Here is a 20,506-nt window from a genome sequence, read left to right as displayed (position 1 = left end):
AGCGACGTTGTTTCATTTGATAGTCCTACGCCCTCCAGCTATGAAGAGGCGACAACTATCCTGACATGGAGGGCTTTTCAAAAGTAAGTCGCCGAAGGCGAAACGATCTGCCGTTAGGCAGATGCCTTTAACAGCGTATTGACGCCAACCCCGAATCTGGTGTCTCCTGAAACCGGTTTCAGAGCCAAAGAGCTCTCCCCATTAAGCCTGCTGATAAATCCAATAAGGTCCAGGCCGTGAACAGCATCTCTACCCCGACGCGCACCCGCGTCACCATGAACGACGTCGCCGACCTCGCCGGCGTCTCCAAGGCCAGCGTCTCGCGCTTCATCGGCGATGACCGCCAACTGCTGTCCGACGCCATCGCCAAACGCATCGAACAGGCCATCGACACCCTCGGCTATCGCCCCAACCAAATGGCCCGCGGCCTCAAACGCGGCCGCACCCGCCTGATCGGCATGCTCGTCGCCGACATCCGCAACCCCTACTCCATCGCCGTCATGCACGGCGTCGAAACCGCCTGCCGCAAGCACGGCTACAGCCTCGTCGTGTGCAACACCGACCGCGACGACGAACAGGAACGCCTGCACCTCGCGGCACTGCGCTCCTACAATATCGAAGGCCTGATCGTGAACACCCTCGGCCATCACCTCGACGAACTGCGCGAACTGCACCGCGAACTGCCGATGGTGCTGGTGGACCGCAAAGTCGATGAACTGCACAGCGATCTCGTCGGCCTCGACAACGTCGCGGCAGTCCGGCAAGCGCTGGATCATCTGCATGACGCCGGATACCGCGACGTACTCATGGTCACCGAACCCCAGGACGGCACCAGTTCGCGGATCGAGCGGGTCGACGCCTTCAAACACCAAACCACTCAGCGCGCCGGCATGCGTGGACAGGTCTGCGAAACCGGCGAACCACTGCGCGACCGGTTGCGCGACTTCCTCGCGCAGCAAGGCCCCGGCCCCAAGGCCCTGTTCACTGCCAACGGCGTCGCCACTTTGATCACCACCCGCCAGTTGCATGAGCTGGGCTGCCACCTGTTCAACGACATCGGCGTGATCGCACTCGACGAGCTGGACTGGTACCCACTCGTCGGCAGCGGCATCACCTCCCTGGCGCAGCCCACCCACGAAATGGGCATTACCGCCTTCGAGTGCCTGCTGAACCGACTGCGTGGCGACCAGGAGCCGGTGCGGCTGTACGACTTCCCTGCACAGTTGATCGCCCGCGGCTCGACCCGACGACAGACCTGACCGACCCAAACAGATACCGCAGGTCAACCCCTGCACGCCGACGCGAACTTTTACTCGGTTCGCTCGTTCGAACAAAAATGTAACCGGTTTCAGAGGACAATAATAATGACCCTACCATCCGTTGCCATCAGCCTCGGCGCCTTCGGTGCCGATCATGTACGCGGCCAAGGCCAGGCCAGTTTCATCCCGTTGCTGGTCAACGCTGGCGTCACGCGCATCGAGCTGCGGGAAGAGCTGTTCAGCCCCAGCGTCGACGACCAAGACCTCCCTGCCCTCGCCCGCGCCATCCAGACTCAAGGCCTGGAATGCCTGTACTCCGCTCCCCTTGAGCTGTGGCTCGAAGGCGACAGTCAGCCGAACCAAGAACTCATCCCGACCCTCGAACGCGCCACGGCGTGCGGTGCGTTCTGGCTCAAAGTATCGCTGGGGCATTTTGGCGAGCACTGCGACGTGGCGGCGCTGGCCGATCGTCTTGCACCCTATGACGTTCACTTGCTGGTGGAAAACGATCAGACCGAGCAAGGTGGCCGCATCGAGCCCTTCGTTCGGTTCTTCGCGCAGCTCACCGCGCTGCAAATGCCCATCGGCATGACCTTCGACATCGGCAACTGGCGCTGGCAGGAACAGTCCGCCCGCGACGCCGCACAGCAGCTGGGGCGTTACGTCGAGTACCTGCACTGCAAGGCAATCACCCGGAACGGGGCAGCCAAGCTCATCGCCGTACCGCCAGCGCCGGCCGATCTGCAAGAGTGGGAACAGCTCATCCAGCACATGCCGGTAAACCTGCCCCGCGCCGTCGAATACCCGCTGCAAGGCGATGACCTGCTGCAGGTGACACGCGAACAGGTTGCCCTGCTCGCCCGCCTTGGCCAGTCGCAGCCCACTCACTCCAACGCGAAGGAAACGGAGGCGCTGAGCCATGTCTGAGATCGATATTCTCTCGTTCGGTGAGACCATGACCATGCTGGTGGCCGAGCAAACCGGTGACTTGGCGCAGGTTCGCCACTTCGAGAAACGCATCGCCGGCGCCGACAGCAATGTGGCGATCGGGCTGTCCCGACTGGGCTTCAAAGTGGCGTGGCTAAGCCGGGTCGGCAACGATTCCATGGGCCGCTTCGTCACCGACAGCCTGCAACAGGAAGGCGTCGATTGCGGCCACGTCACCGTGGACGCCGCGCACCCCACCGGCTTTCAGTTCAAATCCCTGGAGCTGGAAGGCGCCGACCCTGTGGTCGAGTACTTCCGTCGCGGCTCGGCGGCCAGCCATTTGTCGGTCAACGACATCGTCCCCGAGCTGCTCAAGGCCCGGCATCTGCACGCCACGGGCATCCCGGCGGCGCTGTCCGACACCTGTCGGGAGCTTTCCCACGTGCTGATGACGCAAATGCGCGAGGCCGGCCGCAGCGTGTCGTTCGACCCCAATCTGCGGCCTTCGCTGTGGTCGAGCCAGGCGACGATGATCCGCGAAGTCAACCACCTTGCCAGCCACGCGCACTGGGTCATGCCGGGGCTGGCCGAGGGTGAATTGCTCACCGGTTTCGACACCCCGGCGGACATCGCCCGTTTCTACCTGGACATGGGCGTCGAGGCGGTGATCATCAAACTCGGCGCCAAGGGTGCGTATTACCGAACCCAACTCAATGAGGCGTTCCTGCCCGGCGTGCCGGTGCCAAAGGTGGTCGACACCGTGGGCGCAGGCGACGGTTTTGCCGTCGGCGTGATCAGCGCGCTGCTGGAAAACCTCGGCTTCGAACAGGCCACTGCCCGGGGCAACTGGGTCGGCAGCCAGGCCGTGCAAAGCCGTGGCGACATGGAAGGCCTGCCCTCCCGCGCCGCCCTCGATGCGGCCAACGTCTCGGCAGGCGCGCGACGACAGAGCGCCTGACCCTCGCGTTTACACACACCGAATCTTCATCACCTGCTGCGACAAAAACAACATGCTCAGGGAGCCTGAAATGGACAAGCTGCTCGAATCCGTGAAACACGCCGGCCTCAAACGTCGCTGGCTATTGATCATGCCCATCGTCTTCATCACCTACAGCCTGGCGTACCTGGACCGCGCCAACTATGGCTTTGCCGCTGCTTCGGGGATGGCCGAAGACCTGCACATCACGCCGGGCATGTCGTCCCTGCTGGGTGCGTTGTTTTTCCTCGGTTACTTCTTCTTCCAGGTGCCCGGCGCCATCTATGCGCAGAAGAAAAGCGTCAAGAAACTCATCTTCGTCAGCCTGATTCTGTGGGGCGGCCTGGCCACCCTGACCGGCATCGTCTCCAACGCCTACATGCTGATCGGCATCCGCTTCATGCTCGGTGTGGTCGAAGCGGCCGTCATGCCGGCGATGCTGGTCTACCTCTGCTACTGGTTCACCAAGGCCGAACGCTCGCGGGCCAACACCGTGCTGATTCTCGGCAACCCGGTGACGATGCTGTGGATGTCGGTGGTGTCCGGCTATCTGGTGGCGCACTTCAGCTGGCGCTGGATGTTCATCGTTGAAGGCCTGCCGGCGTTGATCTGGGCGTTTATCTGGTGGCGTCTGGTGGACGAGCGTCCGGCCCAGGCCAAGTGGCTGACCGCTGAAGAAAAGACCGAACTGCAAGCGCGCCTCGACGCCGAACAGGTCGGCATCAAGCCAGTAAAAAACTACGCCGAAGCCTTCCGCTCGCCACGCGTGCTGCTGCTGGCCGCGCAGTATTTCTGCTGGAGCATCGGCGTTTATGGCTTCGTGCTGTGGCTGCCGACGATCATCAAGAAAGGCATGCAGATGGACATGGTTGAAGCCGGCTGGCTTTCTGCCTTGCCGTATCTGGCGGCGGTGATCGGCATGGTGCTGGTGTCGTGGGCGTCCGATAAAACCCAGAAGCGCAAAGCGTTTGTCTGGCCGCCGCTGCTGCTGGCCGCCGTTGCGTTCTACGGCTCGTATGCGCTGGGCACCGAGCATTTCTGGTGGTCGTACTCGCTGCTGGTCATTGCCGGTGCCTGCATGTACGCGCCCTACGGTCCGTTCTTCGCCATCGTCCCGGAAATCCTCCCGGCCAACGTCGCGGGCGGCGCCATGGCCTTGATCAACAGCCTCGGCGCGCTGGGTTCCTTCGCCGGTTCCTACCTCGTCGGCTACCTCAACGGCGTCACCGGCACCTTGAGCGCGTCGTACCTGTTCATGAGCGGCGCGCTGCTGGTGTCGGTGGTGCTGACGCTGCTGCTCAAGCCGGACAGCAAGCCCCGCCCGCTGAGCGACAAGCCCGGCGTTGGTCCCGCGCCTGCCCATTCCTGATCCGGAGCCCTTCGATGACTCACCATGTTGTGCTGTACAAAAAACTCTCGGCGCCTTTGATGGAGCGCCTGCAAGCCCAGGCCGAGGTCACGCTGATCGACGATCCGAAATCCAGCGACGGCCTGGCCCGCCTGCGCGACGCCCTGCCCCGCGCCGATGCCCTGCTGGGCGCGAGCGTGAGGCTGGATGCCGAGCTGCTGGACCTGGCGCCGAAGCTCAAGGCGGTGTCCAGCGTCTCGGTGGGCGTCGACAATTACGATATCGAGTACCTGACCCGGCGCGGCATTCTGCTCACCAACACGCCGGATGTGCTGACCGAAACCACCGCCGACACCGGTTTCGCGCTGATCATGGCCACGGCCCGTCGGGTGGTGGAGCTGGCGAATATGGTTCGCGATGGCCAGTGGAAGCAGAACATCGGGCCGAAGCATTTTGGTTCCGATGTGCATGGCAAGACGTTGGGGATCATCGGTATGGGCCGGATTGGCGAAGCGGTCGCGCAACGGGGTCATTTCGGTTTCGCGATGCCGGTGATCTATCACAGCCACTCACCGAAGCCGGCGGTGGAAGCGCGCTTTGAGGCCCGCTATCGCAGCCTGGAGGACCTGTTGCGCGAAGCTGATTTTGTCTGCCTGACCGTGCCGCTGACCGCTGAAACCGAGGGACTGATTGGCACGGAACAATTTGCGCAGATGCGCCCGGAGACGATCTTCATCAACATCGCCCGGGGCAAAGTGGTGGAGGAGCCGGCGCTGATTGCCGCGCTGCACAACGGCCAGATCCGCGCGGCAGGTCTGGACGTCTTTGAACAGGAGCCCGTGAGCCCGGACTCGCCGCTACTGAGGATGGACAACGTGGTGGCAACCCCCCACATGGGCTCGGCGACCCACGAAACCCGCGAGGCCATGGCCCGCTGTGCCGTGGACAACCTGCTGGCGGCCCTGGCAGGCGAGCGACCGAAGGATCTGGTCAATCCTGCTGCGTGGCATGGCTGACATCTACCCGGTGGGATCAGGTAATGCTCGCGAACTCAGCCCGTCGAGCAAGCTCGCTCCCACTCGATTCCGCCAGTCCTTGAGACCTGTGACCCTCACCAAATCAGCCGCTTAGACCACAAACTTCGCCACCATTGCTTTCAGGTCCACCGCCAGTCGTGACAGTTCATGGCTGGCCGCGCTGGTCTGGTTCGCGCCGGCCGCCGTCTGCGCGGCGAGGTCGCGGATGTTGACCAGATTGCGGTCGACTTCCCTCGACACCTGCGCCTGTTCTTCCGAGGCGCTGGCGATCACCAGGTTGCGTTCATTGATCTGCGCAATGGCTTCGGTGATCAGCTCAAGTGCATCACCTGCCGAACTGGCCAGGCTGAGCGTGGTGCGGGTGCTCTCGGTGTTGCGCGACATGGATTGCACGGCGTCGCCGGTGCGGGTCTGAATGCCGGCGACCATCTGTTCGATTTCCGTGGTCGATTGCGCGGTGCGGTGGGCCAGCGCGCGGACTTCGTCGGCGACCACGGCAAACCCGCGACCCGCCTCCCCCGCACGCGCGGCCTCGATGGCCGCGTTGAGGGCCAGCAGGTTGGTCTGCTCGGCAATCGAGCGAATCACGTCCAGCACCTTGCCGATGTCACGCCCCTGGGCAGCCAGGCCTTCGACCAGCCCGGAAGTGGCCTGGATCTGCTGGGCCATATCCTGAATTGACCTAACCGTCTCGATGACCCGTTCACGGCCCTGACGCGCGGTCTGGTTGGACTGCTGTGACGCTTCGGACGTCGACACCGCGTTGCGCGCGACCTCCTCGACGGCGGCCGTCATCTCGTTGACCGCCGTTGCCGCCTGCTCGATCTCGTTGTTCTGCTGTTGCAAACCGCGCGAGGACTCTTCTGTCACCGCGCTCAGTTCCTCGGCCGCCGAGGCCAGTTGCGTGGACGAGCCGGAAATCAGCTCGATGGTCTGGCGCAGATTGCGCTGCATCGTTGCCAGGGCGCGCAACAGCAGGGTCGCTTCGTCCTTGCCGTCGACTTCGATGGACCGGGTCAGATCGCCCGATGAAATTTCTTCTGCGGCACGAACCGCTCGGCTCATCGGGTTGACGATACTTCGGGTGAGCACCCACGCCAACAGGATGGTGAGCAGGACGGCGACCGCTGACACCGCAATCATGCTCAGGTTGGCGCTTTCATATTCCTGTCTGGAAATCTCTCCCGCTTCCGTGGCGCTCTTCGTGTTGATGGCGATCAACTGATTGATCTGCGCACCCATGAGATCAGTGGCTTCCTTCATGCGGGTGTTGATCAACGCGCGCATGTCATCAACCTTGTCTTGATGGGACAAATCCAGCACGTTGGCCTGAATGCCAAGGAACGTCGCCAGCGTGGCTTCAAACTGGTTGTAAAGCGCCAGCTCATCCGCCTCGGCCGGCAGTGCGGCGTAGGCTTTTTTGGCAGCCTGCAACTTACCGATCAGTTCAGCGATCCGTGCATCGGTTTCACGCAGCGACGCCGGTTCCCGGTTGACCAGCGTGCGAAACGAGGTGATGCGCAAGCGCAGGCTGTTCTCCAGCATCCCGGTTAAATGGCCGATACTCGGCAGTTGGTTGGACTCCATGTCAATGGTGGCCTGGCGAATCTGCGCCATCCGGTGGACCGAGAAAACGCTCAAGCCAATGACCAGCGCGGCAATGAAAGCGAATCCCAGGAATGCGCGAGGCGCAATGTTCATGTTTCTTATCGACATGGATGATCTCTCTGGAAGGCTGATACTGCATGGCGTCTTTTATTGTCACTCGTCCTGTTATCGGCAGCCCCTTAACTTTCATGCGAAGGCTTTAAACGTTTAGAGAGATATATTTATGGTAGCCAACTTTGTACGAGAGTTTTTAGATAGCTATAACGATTCAGCCTTTGTTTAAACATGCGCCTGGATATAAGCGTCACATGACAAAGATCAACTAAAGATGAAATTTCCCATCGGCCGGGATTTATTTACCGACACGGTCTAAACGCGGTGCTACCTTTACCTGACCCTTGGTCTGGGTGCCGGGCTTGGCCAAGCGACGTGTCGATCGCTACCGAAGCCTGGACAGACCTGCCGTTTTCCTACCCTGCGGAGCTTGTGAAGTGCTCGATTGAACGAGGTGGGTCCATGAACAAAGTCACGTTCCCGAACGCCTGCCAGCTGATGCGCTGGCATTTTCATCCGGTGGGCTTCGAAGCCAACATGGATGCACCCGGCAGTATGGTGGCCCGCCTGTTCGACAGGGCCAGCGGCGAGACGGTGATCGCCATCGCCGCCATCCCCTGCGCCACCGTGATGAATGCGACGGATGTCGAGCGCATCATCGAGGCCATCGAAGTGGAGATCGAAACCTTCATTCCGAGACGCTCGCTGTACCTCAATCGGGCCTGAAGGCCTGGGCGTCATGCTCTATTCGACTGAAGTGCCGAGTGACGTGCTCAACGAAGTGCTGAGTGAAGCAGCGCCTCGGCGATCATCGAAAAACGGCTTGTCCCCTGCAACCCGCGCCGACGCGCGCGGGATGTTTGCATCGTCGTTACCCGCGGCGTCGATAAACCAGTAGCAGTGACGAACCGCGCGGGTGATGGCGACATAGGCCAGACGCAACACTTCATCTTTCTGCGCGTTGTCGAACGCTTCCAGATCCCCTTCCCGGCCCAGACCCGCCAGCTGATAGACCTGATTCTTGTACGGCGACTGCGTCAGATGCTGACAATCGCCGAGCAGAAACACGGCGTCGGCCTGCAAGCCCTTGGCGCTGTGGTAGGTCAGTTGCTTCAGGCGACGTTCCTGGGGCGGCAACCGGTAATCGGCATCGGCGAGGGCCTGCAAAGCTTCCGGCAAGCGGCTGCGTTCACTGCCTTTGCGGTACAGCAGCAGCACCGAGTCGCCGGCATTGTAATGTTCCGTCAGGCTGGCGAGCAGCCGGTCATCGTCGCGGTCCAGTACGGTCACCGGCAGCAGCGCCTGCTCGGCGCCGCTGGCGCGGGCCTTCTTGCCGCTGATGGCCGGTGCGGCGCGTACGATGTGTTCAGCCGCGTCGATGATGTGCTGGTGGCTGCGGAAGTTGTCGCTGAGCATGACCTTGGTGGTCGCGGGGGAGGAAAACTCCTTGGCAAACTCCATGAAGAATTTCGGCGAACTGCCGCGCCAGCCGTAGATCGATTGCCAGTCATCGCCCACGCACAGCAGCGATGAACGCTGGGCGCCACGCCCGACATGCAGCGCCGGGCCACGACTGCGGATCTCGCGCAGGCTGGCGCGGATCCACGAGACGATCTGCGGCGAGACATCCTGGAACTCATCGATCATCAAATGCGACAGCGGTCGCAGCCCCGCGTCGCTGACCAGCTTGAGGTTTTCGGGCGAGTTTTCACCGAACAGCGAGAACATCCGGTTGTAGGTCATTACCGGCGGCGATTGATCCAGCAGGTGATTCTCGAAGGCCTTCCAGAACAGGCTGAGCGCCTCGAAGAAAAACCGGTCGGGGTCCTGATCCGAGAAGCTCATCTGCGCCACGGCGTCCGGCACGTCCAGCCCGAGGTTCTCGATGAAGCTGGCAGCGGCGACAAAACAGTCCAGCAGCGGCGCCGCGCTCAGCTCGCCTTTGACCTTGTAATCGAAGCCCGGCCCCGCCACGGCCGCGCCGGACAACGACTGCATCATGCCCCGCGAGGCCTGGTAGTTTTCCAGCCAGATGACCGGCTTGCGGCAAAACGCCTGAAACAGCGTGCGCTTGATCACCCACTCGGCCCACACCGGCAGCTTGGCGTCCGGGCGGCGCAGGTGCTGGTCTTCGCTGGGGTCGAAGCCAAGGACGATCCAGGCATCCAGCTCGGCGGCATAACCGTGGACGTGAAAGGTCAGGCCGCTGACTTCGACGGTCTGGCGCATCGGCTCGACGCCCTGAATCGGCCAGGCGCCAGCGCGAATCCACAGGTCTTCGATGACGTCGCACAGTTCCTCGTCGCGCTTGGACGACAGGCCCATCACGGTGATGCGCTTCTGCACGTCCGGGTGATCGCGGTCCAGCTCCTTGAGTTGCAGGGACTGCCGGTACAGGGGCGCCATGACGTCACGAAAGCGTGAATTGGCGGCGTACAGATCGCGGTAACACAGGTTCAACTGCTGGCGCTGGGCGTCATTAATACGCAGGTCGAATGGGTTGCTGTCGGCGCTGTCGTCGAAGAGCTGGCCGGACTGGCTGCTGAGGTTCTCGAAGGCCTGCAACTGCTCGAAACCCGGCAGGCTGCGCACCAGCGGCAGGATGCGCGAATGGAACGTGCGCACCACCTCGCGGGCCTGACGCAGGCTCAGGTCATGGCCCCACAGCGCCATGATCTCGATGAGTTTGTGGATGAAATCCTTGCGCGACTCGCGGGTGAAGGTGACCACGGTCATGGCGTCCAGCTCGAAGCCCAGGTAGTGATTGAGCAGCAGCACGCGCAACACCAGCGAGGTCGATTTGCCTGCCCCGGCACCGGCAATCACGTAGGTCGACGGCGTGTCGCTGAAAATCATCTTCCACTGGGCGGCGGTCGGTTGCGCGTGAGCGGGCAGCTTCTCGGCGACGTCAGCTTTGATGCGCTTTTTCAACTCGTTGGTCAGTGGCAGGCGCCAGTCGTCGAACAGGTGATCGTCAACTCGCGGACCGCGGTGCTCAAGGGGCCGGGTGTCGCGAATCACCAGCACCTGCCGGCCTTCTTCGATGCCATCCAGATGCCCCTCGGCGTAACCCTCGTTCATGCCCTCGGCATGGCCGTTGAGGTAGCCATCGGCGTGGCCCTGGTGCCACGACGGCAAGTGCTGCGCCTGCATGCGCGAAAGGCCGCCGCCCATCAGGCGGGCCATGAGCCGTTTGAAGAACGGCAGGCGTTCGGGGGTGTTGAGGTCAGGCGGCAGTGAGTTGGGCTCGTTGGGTAGCTCGGCGGAAAAATCGTGCGGCACGCGGGCTCCGGGTATCGGGTTATCGACAGGGCGCCTATGGTCGCCCCATTCGTCTTTCAGAACCAGTGAAATGCTTTGCCGTCAGGGAGTTAGCCGATAAAGGGCAGCGGGTTTATAGCGTGTAAGAACGGCCAAATATCTAATTAACCGATTGCATTCATGCAGAACTTACGCTTTTTATCGATAATTAGCTGATAGATCATGGCCCCATCGACTGACAAGTCATCACCAGCGGCGCCCTGCCACAGGCCCGGCCCTGCTACGGAGGAAGTGATCATGCTGCAACTTCGACCTTTCAAATCCCTTGGCGGCGCCGACCACGGCTGGCTGAACGCCCATCACCATTTTTCGTTCGCCAGTTACTACGACGAGAGCCGCATGAACTGGGGCCAGCTGCGGGTGTGGAACGATGATGTGATCGAAGCCGGCACGGGCTTCCCGCGTCACCCGCACCGGGACATGGAGATCATCACGTATGTGCGTGAGGGCGCCATTACTCACGAGGACAGCCTGGGCAACCGTGGCCGTACCGAAGCGGGTGATGTGCAGGTGATGAGTGCCGGCACGGGGGTGGCGCACAGTGAATACAATCTGGAGTCGAAGGAGACGCGGATTTTCCAGATCTGGATCATGCCGGACGAGGTCGGTGCTCCGCCGTCCTGGGGCGCCAAGCCATTCCCGAAAGGCGATCGCGAAGGTTTTGTGACGCTGGCGAGCGGCAAGGCGGATGATGATATCGAGCTGCGGATTCGGGCCAATGCCCGGTTGGTGGCGGCGAATCTGAAGGCCGGGGAGTCGGCTGAGTATGTGCTGGATGCTGGCCGCCGGGCTTATCTGGTGCCTGCGACGGGTATTATTGAGGTCAACGGCCTTCGTGCCGAAGCGCGAGATGGTGTGGCGGTTGAGGATGAGCGTGTGTTGCGGGTGACGGCCCTCGAAGACAGCGAAATCGTCCTCGTGGATGTGGCTTGAAAAGCGGTAGATCAAGATCAAGGTCTTTAAGATCAAGGGCGTCTGCCTAGGGGCAGACGTTTCGCCTTCGGCGAGTTACTTGGAAAAGCACCCCAAGTAACCAAGGGTGCTTGCTCCTGGTTGGGCCCCTCGTTCCTCGGGGTTCCCTCACTCCGGTCTCGCTCCGTGGGCCCGCCGCCATCCGCCATCCATGGCGGGGGGCGGCTCTCGCGGCATCCATGCCGCTCGGCCCACTCCGCGAGACCTCCGTTCAGCCTGCACCAAAGTCGCGATTGGCGGTGTTTGGGATTTTTGTGTAAGAAGATCAAGAGCAGATCAAGGGCAGATGCAGGTCAAAAGCTTCCCGGCTGAAGCCGGTCCTACAGGACACCGCGTGCATTCAGTGGGACCGGCTTTAGCCGGGAATGGACGCGGAGCGTCCCGAGATGCATGCCAACGCGGAGCGTGGGCACGATCAACAAAGCAACGCGTGCAATCGATTGAGTTGGCGCGGACTGTAGGACCGGCTTTAGCCGGGAAGCTTTTGATCTGCACTTGATCTTGATTTGATCTTCTTCCGCGATGGCTCAAACACCACAAATCGCGACTTGGGTGCAGGCCGAACGCAGACGGCGCGCAGTGGGCCGAGCGGCATGGATGCCGCGAGAGCGCCGTCAGGACATGGATGTCCGTTCGGCGCGGCCCCACGGAGCGTCGTCGGAGTGAGGGAACTCCGACGAAGGAGGAGCCCAACCGGGAGCACTAGCCCTTGGTTACTTGGGGCTTTATCAAGTAACTCGCCGAAGGCGAAACGTCTGCCCTTAGGCAGACGCTCTTGATCTTCGTACGCCACAGCGCAGGTTTAACCGGGGACAGATTAATTTACGGTGGAGCGCTGTAAATAAATCAGTCCCCTACACACTTTCAAGGCGCTATAGCGCCGTCAACGAGCACTTGCGCCTCAGCCACCAGACGCTTGAGGTGATCCTCGCCCTTGAAGCTCTCGGCATAGATCTTGTAAATATCCTCAGTCCCCGACGGCCGCGCAGCAAACCAGCCATTCTCGGTAATGACCTTCAGGCCACCGATCGCCTGATCATTGCCCGGCGCCTTGCTCAGGATGCTTTCGATCTTCTCCCCCGCCAGCTCCGTCGATGTCACCTGCTCCGGCGACAGCTTGCTCAACAGCGCCTTCTGCTCGAAGTTCGCCTTCGCCTCAACGCGGGTCGAGACCGGCTCGCCCAACTCATCGGTCAACGCCTTGTACATCTCGCTCGGATCGCGCCCTTTGCGCGCGCGGATTTCCGCGGCCAGCAATGCCGGAATCAAACCGTCCTTGTCCGTCGTCCAGACCGTCCCGTCGCGGCGCAGGAACGACGCACCGGCGCTTTCTTCACCGCCAAAGCCCAGCGAACCCTCGTACAAACCTTCGGCAAAGAACTTGAAGCCCACAGGCACTTCATACAGGCGGCGGCCCAGACGCTGGGTCACGCGATCAATCATCCCGCTGCTGACCACGGTCTTGCCGACGGCCGCGTCTTCGCGCCAATCGGGACGGTTCTGGAACAGGTAATCGATGGACACCGCCAGGTAATTGTTCGGCGCCAGCAAGCCACCGGTCGGCGTCACGATGCCGTGGCGGTCATGGTCCGGGTCGCAGGCGAAGGCCACCTGGAAGCGGTCCTTCAGGCCGATCAGGCTTTGCATAGCGAAATTGGACGAAGGGTCCATGCGGATCTTGCCGTCCCAGTCCACGCTCATGAAGCGGAAGGTCGGATCAACGAATTTGTTCACCACGTCCAGATTCAGGCCGTAATGCTCACCGATCGCCGACCAGTAACGCACGCCCGCGCCACCCAGGGGATCAACGCCCAAGTGCAGGTTGGCGCCACGAATGGCGTCCATGTCGATGACGTTTTTCAGGTCAGCCACGTAGGTGTTGATGTAGTCGTGGCGATGGGTGGTGTCGGCGCGCAGGGCTTTTTCGTGGGTGATGCGCTGGACGTTGACGATGCGCTCGGCCAGCAATTCGTTGGCTTTGTTCTCGATCCACTTGGTGATGTGCGAGTCAGCCGGGCCGCCGTTGGTGGGGTTGTACTTGAAGCCGCCGCTTTCCGGCGGGTTGTGCGAAGGGGTGATGACGATGCCGTCGGCCAGACCGGTCGTGCGCCCGCGGTTGTAGCAGATGATGGCGTGGGAAATCGCCGGCGTCGGGGTGTATTCGTCGCCCTCGGAAATCATCACGTTGACACCGTTGGCCGCCAGCACTTCCAACGCCGAAGCGGCCGCCGGGGTCGACAGGGCGTGGGTGTCGGCGCCGAGGAACAGTGGGCCATCAATGCCGTTAGCCTTGCGGTACAGGCAGATCGCCTGACTGATGGCCAGCACGTGCCACTCGTTGAAGCTCAATTCGAAAGAGCTGCCGCGGTGCCCGGAGGTACCGAAGGCAACACGCTGGGTCGCCACCGACGCATCGGGCTGGCCGGTGTAATAGGCCGTCACCAGACGAGGAAGATCGACCAGCAATTCTGCAGGCGCCAATTTGCCCGCGAATGGACTGATACTCATGCGAAACCTCCGTGGATGAAAAATAGGGAAATGACAAAAAGAAAAGGTCCCGACGAGGCGGAAAGCAACCTTAACCGCCGCCTGAAACGCCATTAGCGCGGCAGTTTACTGGCAGTTGGACCGTGGCGCTCGGCTATTGATCCGTAACGTCCTGAGACAATTAACAGACGCTGATCAGAGTTGCCACCACGCCGGCAACAGCTGCTGAATCTTGCGCTCGGCGAAGCGATCGTCGATCAGCACCACCACGCCGCGATCGTCCAGACCCCGAATCACCCGGCCGGCGGCCTGTACCACTTTCTGCATGCCGGGGTAGAGATAGGTGTAGTCGTAACCGGCGCCAAACAACAGACTCATCCGCTGCTTGAGTTGCTCGTTGACCGGGTTGATCTGCGCCAGGCCCAAGGTGGCAATGAACGCGCCGATCAACCGCGCCCCCGGCAGGTCGATGCCCTCGCCGAACGCGCCGCCCAGCACCGCAAAACCGATGCCCTGACTGGCTGGCGTAAAGCGCTCGAGAAAGGCCTGCCGTTCCGCCTCGGCCATACCCCGGGACTGTTTCCACACCGGCACATCAGGGTGGCTGCGTTCCATCAGCTCGGCGACTTGCTGGAGGTAATCGAAGCTGCTGAAAAACGCCAGATAATTGCCCGGCCGCGCCTCGAACTGCCGCGCCATCAGCTCGACGATAGGCGCCAGCGAGGCCTGCCGATGGGTGTAGCGGGTCGAAATGCGGCTGACGATTTCCACGTCCAGCTGCGAGCGCTGAAACGGCGACTCGACGTCGACCCACGCCGTGGTGTCGGGCAGGCCCAGCAAGTCACGGTAGAAATGCCGTGGATTAAGGGTCGCGGAGAACAGCACCGCGCTGATCGCAGCGGTCAGGCGCGGACGCACGAAACCGGCCGGCACAACGTTGCGCAGGCACAGCCGGGACAGCGATTTGCTGCCCAGCTCACGCTTGCTGATGTCGAACAGGAAGTGCTCGTCGAACAGCTCGGCAATACGACCGAACTGGATCGCCTCGAAATAAAAGCTCTGCAACTCGCCGTTGGCCGCGTGGGGGTGCTCGTTGAAGTAGTCGCCGAACGCCGTGATGCACAGATTGAGGCTGTTCAGAAACTTGGCCGGTGTGGCGGCGTAGGCCTGGTACGGCGCGACTTGCTCTTTGTGCAGGGCGTTCCAGTCACGATTGAGCCGCTGCAGGGCTTTTTTCACCGGCTCCGGCGCGCTCTGCCGCACCTGATTCATGCTGTGCTGATCCAGGGTCGCGCTGTACATCGACCGCGCCCGCTCGACCATGTTGTGGGCCTCGTCCACCAGCACCGCGACCCGCCACTGATTGAACTGACTGAGCCCGAACAGCATGCCGCTGAGGTCGAAATAGTAGTTGTAGTCGGCGATCACCACGTCCGACCAGCGCGCCAGCTCCTGGCTCAGGTAATACGGGCAAACCTGATGGCCCAGCGCAACCTCACGCACGCCTGCCTGATCGAGCCACGGCTTGATCATCGCCTCGCTCCGCGCCGCCGGCAGTCGGTCGTAAAAACCTTTGGCGAGAGGGCATGAATCCCTGTTGCACGCCTTGTCCGGGTATTCGCAGGCCTTGTCCCGCGCGACCATTTCCAGCACCCGCAGGTTCAGCTCCGGCGCACTTCGGCCAATCACGCTCAGCGCATCCAGCGCCAGCTTGCGGCCCGGGGTCTTGGCGGTCAGGAAAAACACCTTGTCCAGCTTGCGCGTCGGCGCGGCCTTGAGCATCGGAAACACCGTGCCGATGGTCTTGCCAATGCCGGTGGGCGCCTGGGCCATCAAACAGCGCCCGGTGCTCACCGCCTTGTACACCGACTCGGCCAACGCCCGCTGCCCGGTACGGAAATCGGCGTGGGGAAACTTCAGAGCGCTGAGCCCATGGTCGCGGGCATCGCGGTGGGCCAGCTCCTGCCGCGCCCACTGCAGAAAGATTCCAGCCTGAGCTTCGAAAAACGCCTGCAACTCGGCCGCCGTGAAACGCTGCTGAATGAGGGTTTCCTGCTCACTGATGATGTTGAAGTACACCAGCGCCAGATTGACCTCGGCCAACTGCAGTTGCTGGCAAAGCAGCCAGCCGTACACCTTCGCCTGGGCCCAGTGCAGCTGCCGATGGTTGGCGGGCATGCTGCTCAGGTCGCCGCGATAGGTCTTGATCTCCTCGAGCTGGTTCAGCGCAGCGTCGTAACCATCCGCCCTGCCCCGAATCTTCAGCTCATGAAACACCCCGCTCAACGCCACTTCGGTCTGATACTGCGGCCCACGCCGCGCCGCCACCGTCCGATGCCCGGCAATCCCCTCCTGCGCCGTGGGCGACGGCGTAAACCGCAAATCCAGATCCCCCGCCTTCGCCGTAAACTCACACAACTCCCGCACTGCGACCCGATACCCCGATTCCGGATCGACAGCCGCCACCGCCACAGGCTCGACAGAAACTGCGCGGGTATCGGGGGAAATGCTGGAAATGGAAGTCACTGAAAAGGCTGGCCGTCGATCGGAACACTGGACGGACGTACAGATAACAGCTCAATGCGGTCGAGGCAAACGGAAATGGATTGGCGGACAGATTTCAGCGCAGAGCGCCAGGGGATACATTCCCACGCAGAGCGTGGGAACGATCAACCAAGCCGGTTTCAGGATCAAAATCGATGCTGTATGAACCGGCCTCTTCCCGGCTAAAGCCAGTCCTACAAAGGCATCGCATGCGTACAGTGGGATTTGCGGCGACCTCGACCGTAGGACCGGCTTCAGCCGGGAAACTCTTGATCTGCGCAGCGCTTTTGATCTTGATCTTCCTACGCAAAACGCCCAAACGACACCCATCGCGACTTGGGTGCAGGCTGAACGCAGGTCTCGCGGAGTGGGCCGAGCGGCATGGATGCCGCGAGAGCTGCCCCCCGCCATGGATGGCGGATGGCAGCGGGCCCACGGAGCGAGACCGGAGTGAAGGAACCCGACGAAGTCGGGCCAAACCGAGAGCAAGCACCCTTGGTTACTTGGGGTGCTTTTCCAAGTAACTCGCCGAAGGCGAAACAGTCTGCCCCCAGGCAGACGCTCTTGATCTTAAAGACCTTGATCTTGATCTAGATCTTGATCTTGATCTGAAAGGGACCTATCCCATCCGCTCTTGCACCAGCGCATTACGAATAATCACCAGCATCGACTCAATATTCTGATCCCAATCCACCGTCGCGCTGACCCGCACACACTGCTGATGCAACCCCCGCACACTGAACAACTCCCCCGGCGCTACCACGATCCGCTGCTCCAGCAACCGATTGAACACCCGCGCTGTATCCACCCGATGCACACTCTCCAGCCAGATCGACGCCCCACCCCGAGGACGCACAAACGCCACCTCATCCCCCAGATACTGCTCCACCCCACTCGCCAACTCACCAACCCGCCGCTCAAGACAACCCCGCAACTCACCCATGTGTCGATCCAGCTGCCCCGACGCGTACAACCGCGCAATCGCCTTCTGCCGAACCGGCGGCAAACGGAACGAACGCAACACCCACTGCTGATGCAACAGCGCCCGCGAATGCCGACTCAACAGATACCCGAACGGCGCCTCGAGTCCGATCATCTTGTCGAACGCCCCCAGCACCAGCAGCCGCTGCGGATCAATCAAATCCCGAAACGGCGAACGGCCCTCCTCGAAACACAAGCCGCCATGGGTATCGTTCTCCAGCACCCACAATCCCTGCAGGTTCAACACCTCCGCCATCCGCGCACGCTGGGCGAAAGGCATCAATTGCCCGCGAACCGGGTCCATCCGCGACGACACAATCGCCATCTTCACGCCTTCCTGCTGGATCAGCGCACCCAGCTCATCGACGTCGATGCCCCCTTGCGCGTCGGTGCAGACTTCAATCACCCGAATCCCGTACGCCTGCAGTGTGCGCAGAATGCTCCAGCCGCACGGCGACTCCACCAGCACGGCACAATCACGCAGTTGCAACGCTTCAATGACCGTCTTCAGAACGCCGGTCTTGTCCGGCCCGATGAACACGTTGTCCGGGTGCCAGCAATGCTCGGTGGAAGAGGTGTAGTGGCCCGCCAGGGCCGTGCGCAGCTCGACATCGCCGAAGGGCTGAAAACGCGGGTCGGGCTGGCAAGGGTAGTGACGCATGAGGTCGCGCTCAACGCTCAGCAGCGCGCCGTGAAGGGACACCAACAGCGTCGGCTCATCGGCGCCGAAGACGAACATGTCCGGGCGCCGGGCGCTGGCATGGAAACGCGTGAACACGTCACCGCCTTCCAGCGGCATATCGTTACTGGGATTGGGCAGCGCGAAATAGCCGGACTTGGGCACGGAACAGATTCGTCCTTCCTTTTCGAGCAGGCTGTAGGCGTTCTGCACCGTGGAAATCGAAACGCGCAGCCTTCGCGCCAGCAGCCGCAACGAAGGCAGACGTACAGCCGGCCCGGACGACATTTCGTTGGTCAGCCTGAGCAGGTAGCGGTACACCCTCTGGTAGGCAAAGTCGGTCTTGTTGTGATTCATCGAACACCCCATCCATGCGTCAGGCGCAGGGTCATTGAGAAAGAACCCCGTCGACCGCCCGAGGCTCGTCGCATCACTTCGCATCAGTTCACGGAGCAGCCTTCAGCGCCCCGAAATCAGTTCCGTGGTCCGGGCGCCGGTGTGCGGATCGACCGTCGCCACCCGGCGTTTGTCAGGGTCGCTGGCGCGTACCCGGGCGATGATCGAGTGGTCGTCGTTGAAGTCCACGTGGCGCTTGGCGTACAGCGATTGCAGCCCCTTCAGACTGAGGCCGCTGACTTCCACCAGCCAGTGCGGCACCAGGTCCGGGACGATCTCACCGGCGAGGGTCTTGTGCAGATCGCTGAGCCCTACCAGCATGCCGGGGTGATAGCGACGCAGGAAATCCTCGAGCCGGGCGCCGGCGTCGACGAAGGGTGAGAACAGCAGGCACACCCACTGTGTCTCGCCCAGGCCAAATGCCTCCTGACCGTAGCCTTCGGCCAGCTGACGGCGGTCGTCGATTTTTTCCGGGCTGTCGTAGGCGGCCAGCGCCTGGGCGATCAATCGAGCGGGCATGCGTTTGCGGCGCATCATGGCACCCGCCAGCTGCAGGTACTCGGCGATGCCCTCGCTGTACGCCCTCCCCTCAATGAATTCGGCCTTTAGCCCGCGCAGGTGGGCCATCAGCAGCGGGTTGGCGCAGTCCGATTCGCTGAAGCTGAACGCCAGGTCATCAAAGCGGAAGCCCAGAAAGTCAGTGAGCAGCCCCCAGTGTTCCTCCGTTCGAAAGCCGATGAGGTCCGCGGCAGTCAGCAACGTCGGGGCGATGTTGCGGTGCGGGTATACCGGTGGCCGGCCGTAGCCCGTCCCGTCTGCCGCCTCGCCGTACAGTTCCTCGTAATAGGCGCGCCCGACCCTGTCGATGACGCTCAATGCTCCGCTGAAACCCAAGGTGTGCCAGGGGTCGACTTTTCGACCGCCATGGCGCGCCAGACGCATGATCCAGGTCGCGTACTGTTTCTGCTCCTTGAGCGAGTCGCCGCTGATTACCGCGTGGACGCCGTCACCCCAGCTGGCAGCGCGGACCATGAAATCCGCCATGCCCAGATAACAGCTGTTGCAGAAGGTGGTTCGCGCATCGCCAGCGGTCAGGTGGCCGCCCAGCAGCAGGTCGGAGCGATTCTGTTCACGACCCGCCGTCGAAAAGGGCAAATCGGGCTCGAAGATCTGCACGTACTGATGATCGATCACCAGCAGCTCGACCCTCGGGTCGTCGTGCAGAAACAGCGCCGAATAGCAGCGGTCGATGTTGCCCATTACCGCCGAGGTAATGCCCGCATGACGCATGTTGGCCACCCGCAGCCTGAACGTTGCCGGCCCGCGTGCGGCGATGGTCAGTTGCGCAGCACGCAACATGGCCACGGTATAGGCGCTGTCTTTGCCGCCGCTAAATGCCACCAACACTTTATAGCCGCCAATCCTGTCAATTCCGCCTGCGGCGACAATCAAACGCTGGATCAACAACTGCAGCGCTGTTCGTTCGTTGCGATTCAAATAACCTGAAAGACGCTGCAGCACTTGCTGATAGACATAGTTCATGGCTTGTTCGTGCATTGAACTCATGGCTTCACTACCCGACTGATCTGCCTGGCGACACTGTTGGCCATAAGAAGCTTGATATCCCTGCAGGAGGCTGGCCCAACCGTTATGGCCGCGGCGGACCGATTACCAGGCAAAGCAGAGGGCGGCAGGTCAATAGGCATCGACTCGTTCCTTGAGCATTTAATTATTGAAACTATTATCGACGCCTACAGAACAATTACAAGCCAGTCACTGCCGACACGTGAATGTTCTCCTTTCGGCAAATCCGAATCGGAATTAAACAGGACTGTTTAAAACTGTGTTTAGTAAAACGGGCAATGTATTGATTCGACTGCATTTAAAATACTTGTCAACGCCACGCATGACGCGCGT

The 20,506-nt window shown here is 61.6% G+C and carries 13 protein-coding genes; 7 read left to right on the top strand and 6 right to left on the bottom strand.

What is annotated here, in order from left to right; genetic code table 11:
• The first annotated feature begins 275 nt into the window (after nucleotides 1-275).
• The 5 genes from IFT99_RS03695 (at nucleotide 276) to IFT99_RS03675 (ending at nucleotide 5,526) form a co-directional block, all read left to right on the top strand.
• Complete coding sequence (locus IFT99_RS03695) at nucleotides 276-1,259, top strand: LacI family DNA-binding transcriptional regulator (RefSeq protein ID WP_192130529.1); 984 nt, start codon at nucleotides 276-278, stop codon at nucleotides 1,257-1,259.
• A gap of 105 nt (nucleotides 1,260-1,364) precedes the next feature.
• Nucleotides 1,365-2,186 (top strand): sugar phosphate isomerase/epimerase family protein, encoded by an 822-nt coding sequence (locus tag IFT99_RS03690; RefSeq protein ID WP_192130484.1) that lies wholly within the window; start codon nucleotides 1,365-1,367, stop codon nucleotides 2,184-2,186.
• The gene (locus tag IFT99_RS03685) at nucleotides 2,179-3,144 is read left to right on the top strand and encodes a sugar kinase (protein WP_192130483.1); all 966 of its coding nucleotides are present in this window, start codon (nucleotides 2,179-2,181) and stop codon (nucleotides 3,142-3,144) included. The genes IFT99_RS03690 and IFT99_RS03685 overlap by 8 nt, the downstream gene beginning before the upstream one ends.
• Before the next feature lie 70 nt (nucleotides 3,145-3,214).
• Nucleotides 3,215-4,531 carry an MFS transporter gene (locus IFT99_RS03680; protein ID WP_192130482.1) on the top strand — a complete coding sequence of 439 codons (1,317 nt, stop codon included), beginning with the start codon at nucleotides 3,215-3,217 and terminating at the stop codon, nucleotides 4,529-4,531.
• 14 nt (nucleotides 4,532-4,545) lie between these two features.
• Entirely contained in the window at nucleotides 4,546-5,526 is a 981-nt protein-coding gene (locus IFT99_RS03675; protein ID WP_192130481.1) for a 2-hydroxyacid dehydrogenase, read from the top strand.
• 111 nt (nucleotides 5,527-5,637) lie between these two features.
• Here the strand turns inward: IFT99_RS03675 and IFT99_RS03670 are convergent, their stop codons facing one another.
• Nucleotides 5,638-7,263: a methyl-accepting chemotaxis protein gene (locus IFT99_RS03670; RefSeq protein ID WP_192130480.1), complete on the bottom strand. Its 1,626-nt coding sequence runs from the start codon at nucleotides 7,261-7,263 to the stop codon at nucleotides 5,638-5,640.
• Between the two features lie 408 nt (nucleotides 7,264-7,671).
• Between IFT99_RS03670 and IFT99_RS03665 the strand changes: the two genes are divergently transcribed.
• Entirely contained in the window at nucleotides 7,672-7,935 is a 264-nt protein-coding gene (locus IFT99_RS03665) for a DUF1652 domain-containing protein (RefSeq protein WP_197985828.1), read from the top strand.
• Nucleotides 7,936-7,953: 18 nt separating this feature from the next.
• On the opposite strand, the gene IFT99_RS03660 is transcribed toward IFT99_RS03665, so the two are convergent.
• The gene (locus IFT99_RS03660; protein WP_244656891.1) at nucleotides 7,954-10,395 is read right to left on the bottom strand and encodes a UvrD-helicase domain-containing protein; all 2,442 of its coding nucleotides are present in this window, start codon (nucleotides 10,393-10,395) and stop codon (nucleotides 7,954-7,956) included.
• Nucleotides 10,396-10,767: 372 nt separating this feature from the next.
• Between IFT99_RS03660 and IFT99_RS03655 the strand changes: the two genes are divergently transcribed.
• Nucleotides 10,768-11,463 carry a pirin family protein gene (locus IFT99_RS03655; protein ID WP_065990336.1) on the top strand — a complete coding sequence of 232 codons (696 nt, stop codon included), beginning with the start codon at nucleotides 10,768-10,770 and terminating at the stop codon, nucleotides 11,461-11,463.
• A gap of 903 nt (nucleotides 11,464-12,366) precedes the next feature.
• On the opposite strand, the gene pgm is transcribed toward IFT99_RS03655, so the two are convergent.
• The 4 genes from pgm to IFT99_RS03635 all read right to left on the bottom strand — a co-directional run bounded on the left by pgm (nucleotide 12,367) and on the right by IFT99_RS03635 (nucleotide 20,155).
• Nucleotides 12,367-14,010 carry a phosphoglucomutase (alpha-D-glucose-1,6-bisphosphate-dependent) gene (gene pgm, locus IFT99_RS03650; protein WP_192130478.1) on the bottom strand — a complete coding sequence of 548 codons (1,644 nt, stop codon included), beginning with the start codon at nucleotides 14,008-14,010 and terminating at the stop codon, nucleotides 12,367-12,369.
• 174 nt (nucleotides 14,011-14,184) lie between these two features.
• Entirely contained in the window at nucleotides 14,185-16,455 is a 2,271-nt protein-coding gene (locus tag IFT99_RS03645; RefSeq protein WP_446731114.1) for an ATP-dependent DNA helicase, read from the bottom strand.
• Between the two features lie 697 nt (nucleotides 16,456-17,152).
• Nucleotides 17,153-18,550, bottom strand: a complete 1,398-nt coding sequence (locus IFT99_RS03640; RefSeq protein WP_192130477.1) for an aminotransferase class I/II-fold pyridoxal phosphate-dependent enzyme — start codon at nucleotides 18,548-18,550, stop codon at nucleotides 17,153-17,155.
• A gap of 102 nt (nucleotides 18,551-18,652) precedes the next feature.
• Nucleotides 18,653-20,155 carry a hypothetical protein gene (locus IFT99_RS03635; protein ID WP_192130476.1) on the bottom strand — a complete coding sequence of 501 codons (1,503 nt, stop codon included), beginning with the start codon at nucleotides 20,153-20,155 and terminating at the stop codon, nucleotides 18,653-18,655.
• Nucleotides 20,156-20,506 lie beyond the last annotated feature (351 nt).

The organism is Pseudomonas sp. CFBP 8772 (assembly GCF_014841665.1).
GTDB classification, from domain to species: Bacteria; Pseudomonadota; Gammaproteobacteria; order Pseudomonadales; family Pseudomonadaceae; genus Aquipseudomonas; species Aquipseudomonas graminis_B.
The sequence above is the reverse complement of the archived record's forward strand: the minus strand, read 5'-3'. Positions and strand labels throughout refer to the sequence as shown.

Coding starts and splice junctions, on each gene's coding strand:
- IFT99_RS03695 (WP_192130529.1), top strand. CDS start 276: ATGAACGACGTCGCCGACCTCGCCGGCGTCTCCAAGGCCAGCGTCTCG.
- IFT99_RS03690 (WP_192130484.1), top strand. CDS start 1,365: ATGACCCTACCATCCGTTGCCATCAGCCTCGGCGCCTTCGGTGCCGAT.
- IFT99_RS03685 (WP_192130483.1), top strand. CDS start 2,179: ATGTCTGAGATCGATATTCTCTCGTTCGGTGAGACCATGACCATGCTG.
- IFT99_RS03680 (WP_192130482.1), top strand. CDS start 3,215: ATGGACAAGCTGCTCGAATCCGTGAAACACGCCGGCCTCAAACGTCGC.
- IFT99_RS03675 (WP_192130481.1), top strand. CDS start 4,546: ATGACTCACCATGTTGTGCTGTACAAAAAACTCTCGGCGCCTTTGATG.
- IFT99_RS03670 (WP_192130480.1), bottom strand. CDS start 7,263: ATGTCGATAAGAAACATGAACATTGCGCCTCGCGCATTCCTGGGATTC.
- IFT99_RS03665 (WP_197985828.1), top strand. CDS start 7,672: ATGAACAAAGTCACGTTCCCGAACGCCTGCCAGCTGATGCGCTGGCAT.
- IFT99_RS03660 (WP_244656891.1), bottom strand. CDS start 10,395: ATGGCCCGCCTGATGGGCGGCGGCCTTTCGCGCATGCAGGCGCAGCAC.
- IFT99_RS03655 (WP_065990336.1), top strand. CDS start 10,768: ATGCTGCAACTTCGACCTTTCAAATCCCTTGGCGGCGCCGACCACGGC.
- pgm (WP_192130478.1), bottom strand. CDS start 14,010: ATGAGTATCAGTCCATTCGCGGGCAAATTGGCGCCTGCAGAATTGCTG.
- IFT99_RS03640 (WP_192130477.1), bottom strand. CDS start 18,550: ATGAATCACAACAAGACCGACTTTGCCTACCAGAGGGTGTACCGCTAC.
- IFT99_RS03635 (WP_192130476.1), bottom strand. CDS start 20,155: ATGAGTTCAATGCACGAACAAGCCATGAACTATGTCTATCAGCAAGTG.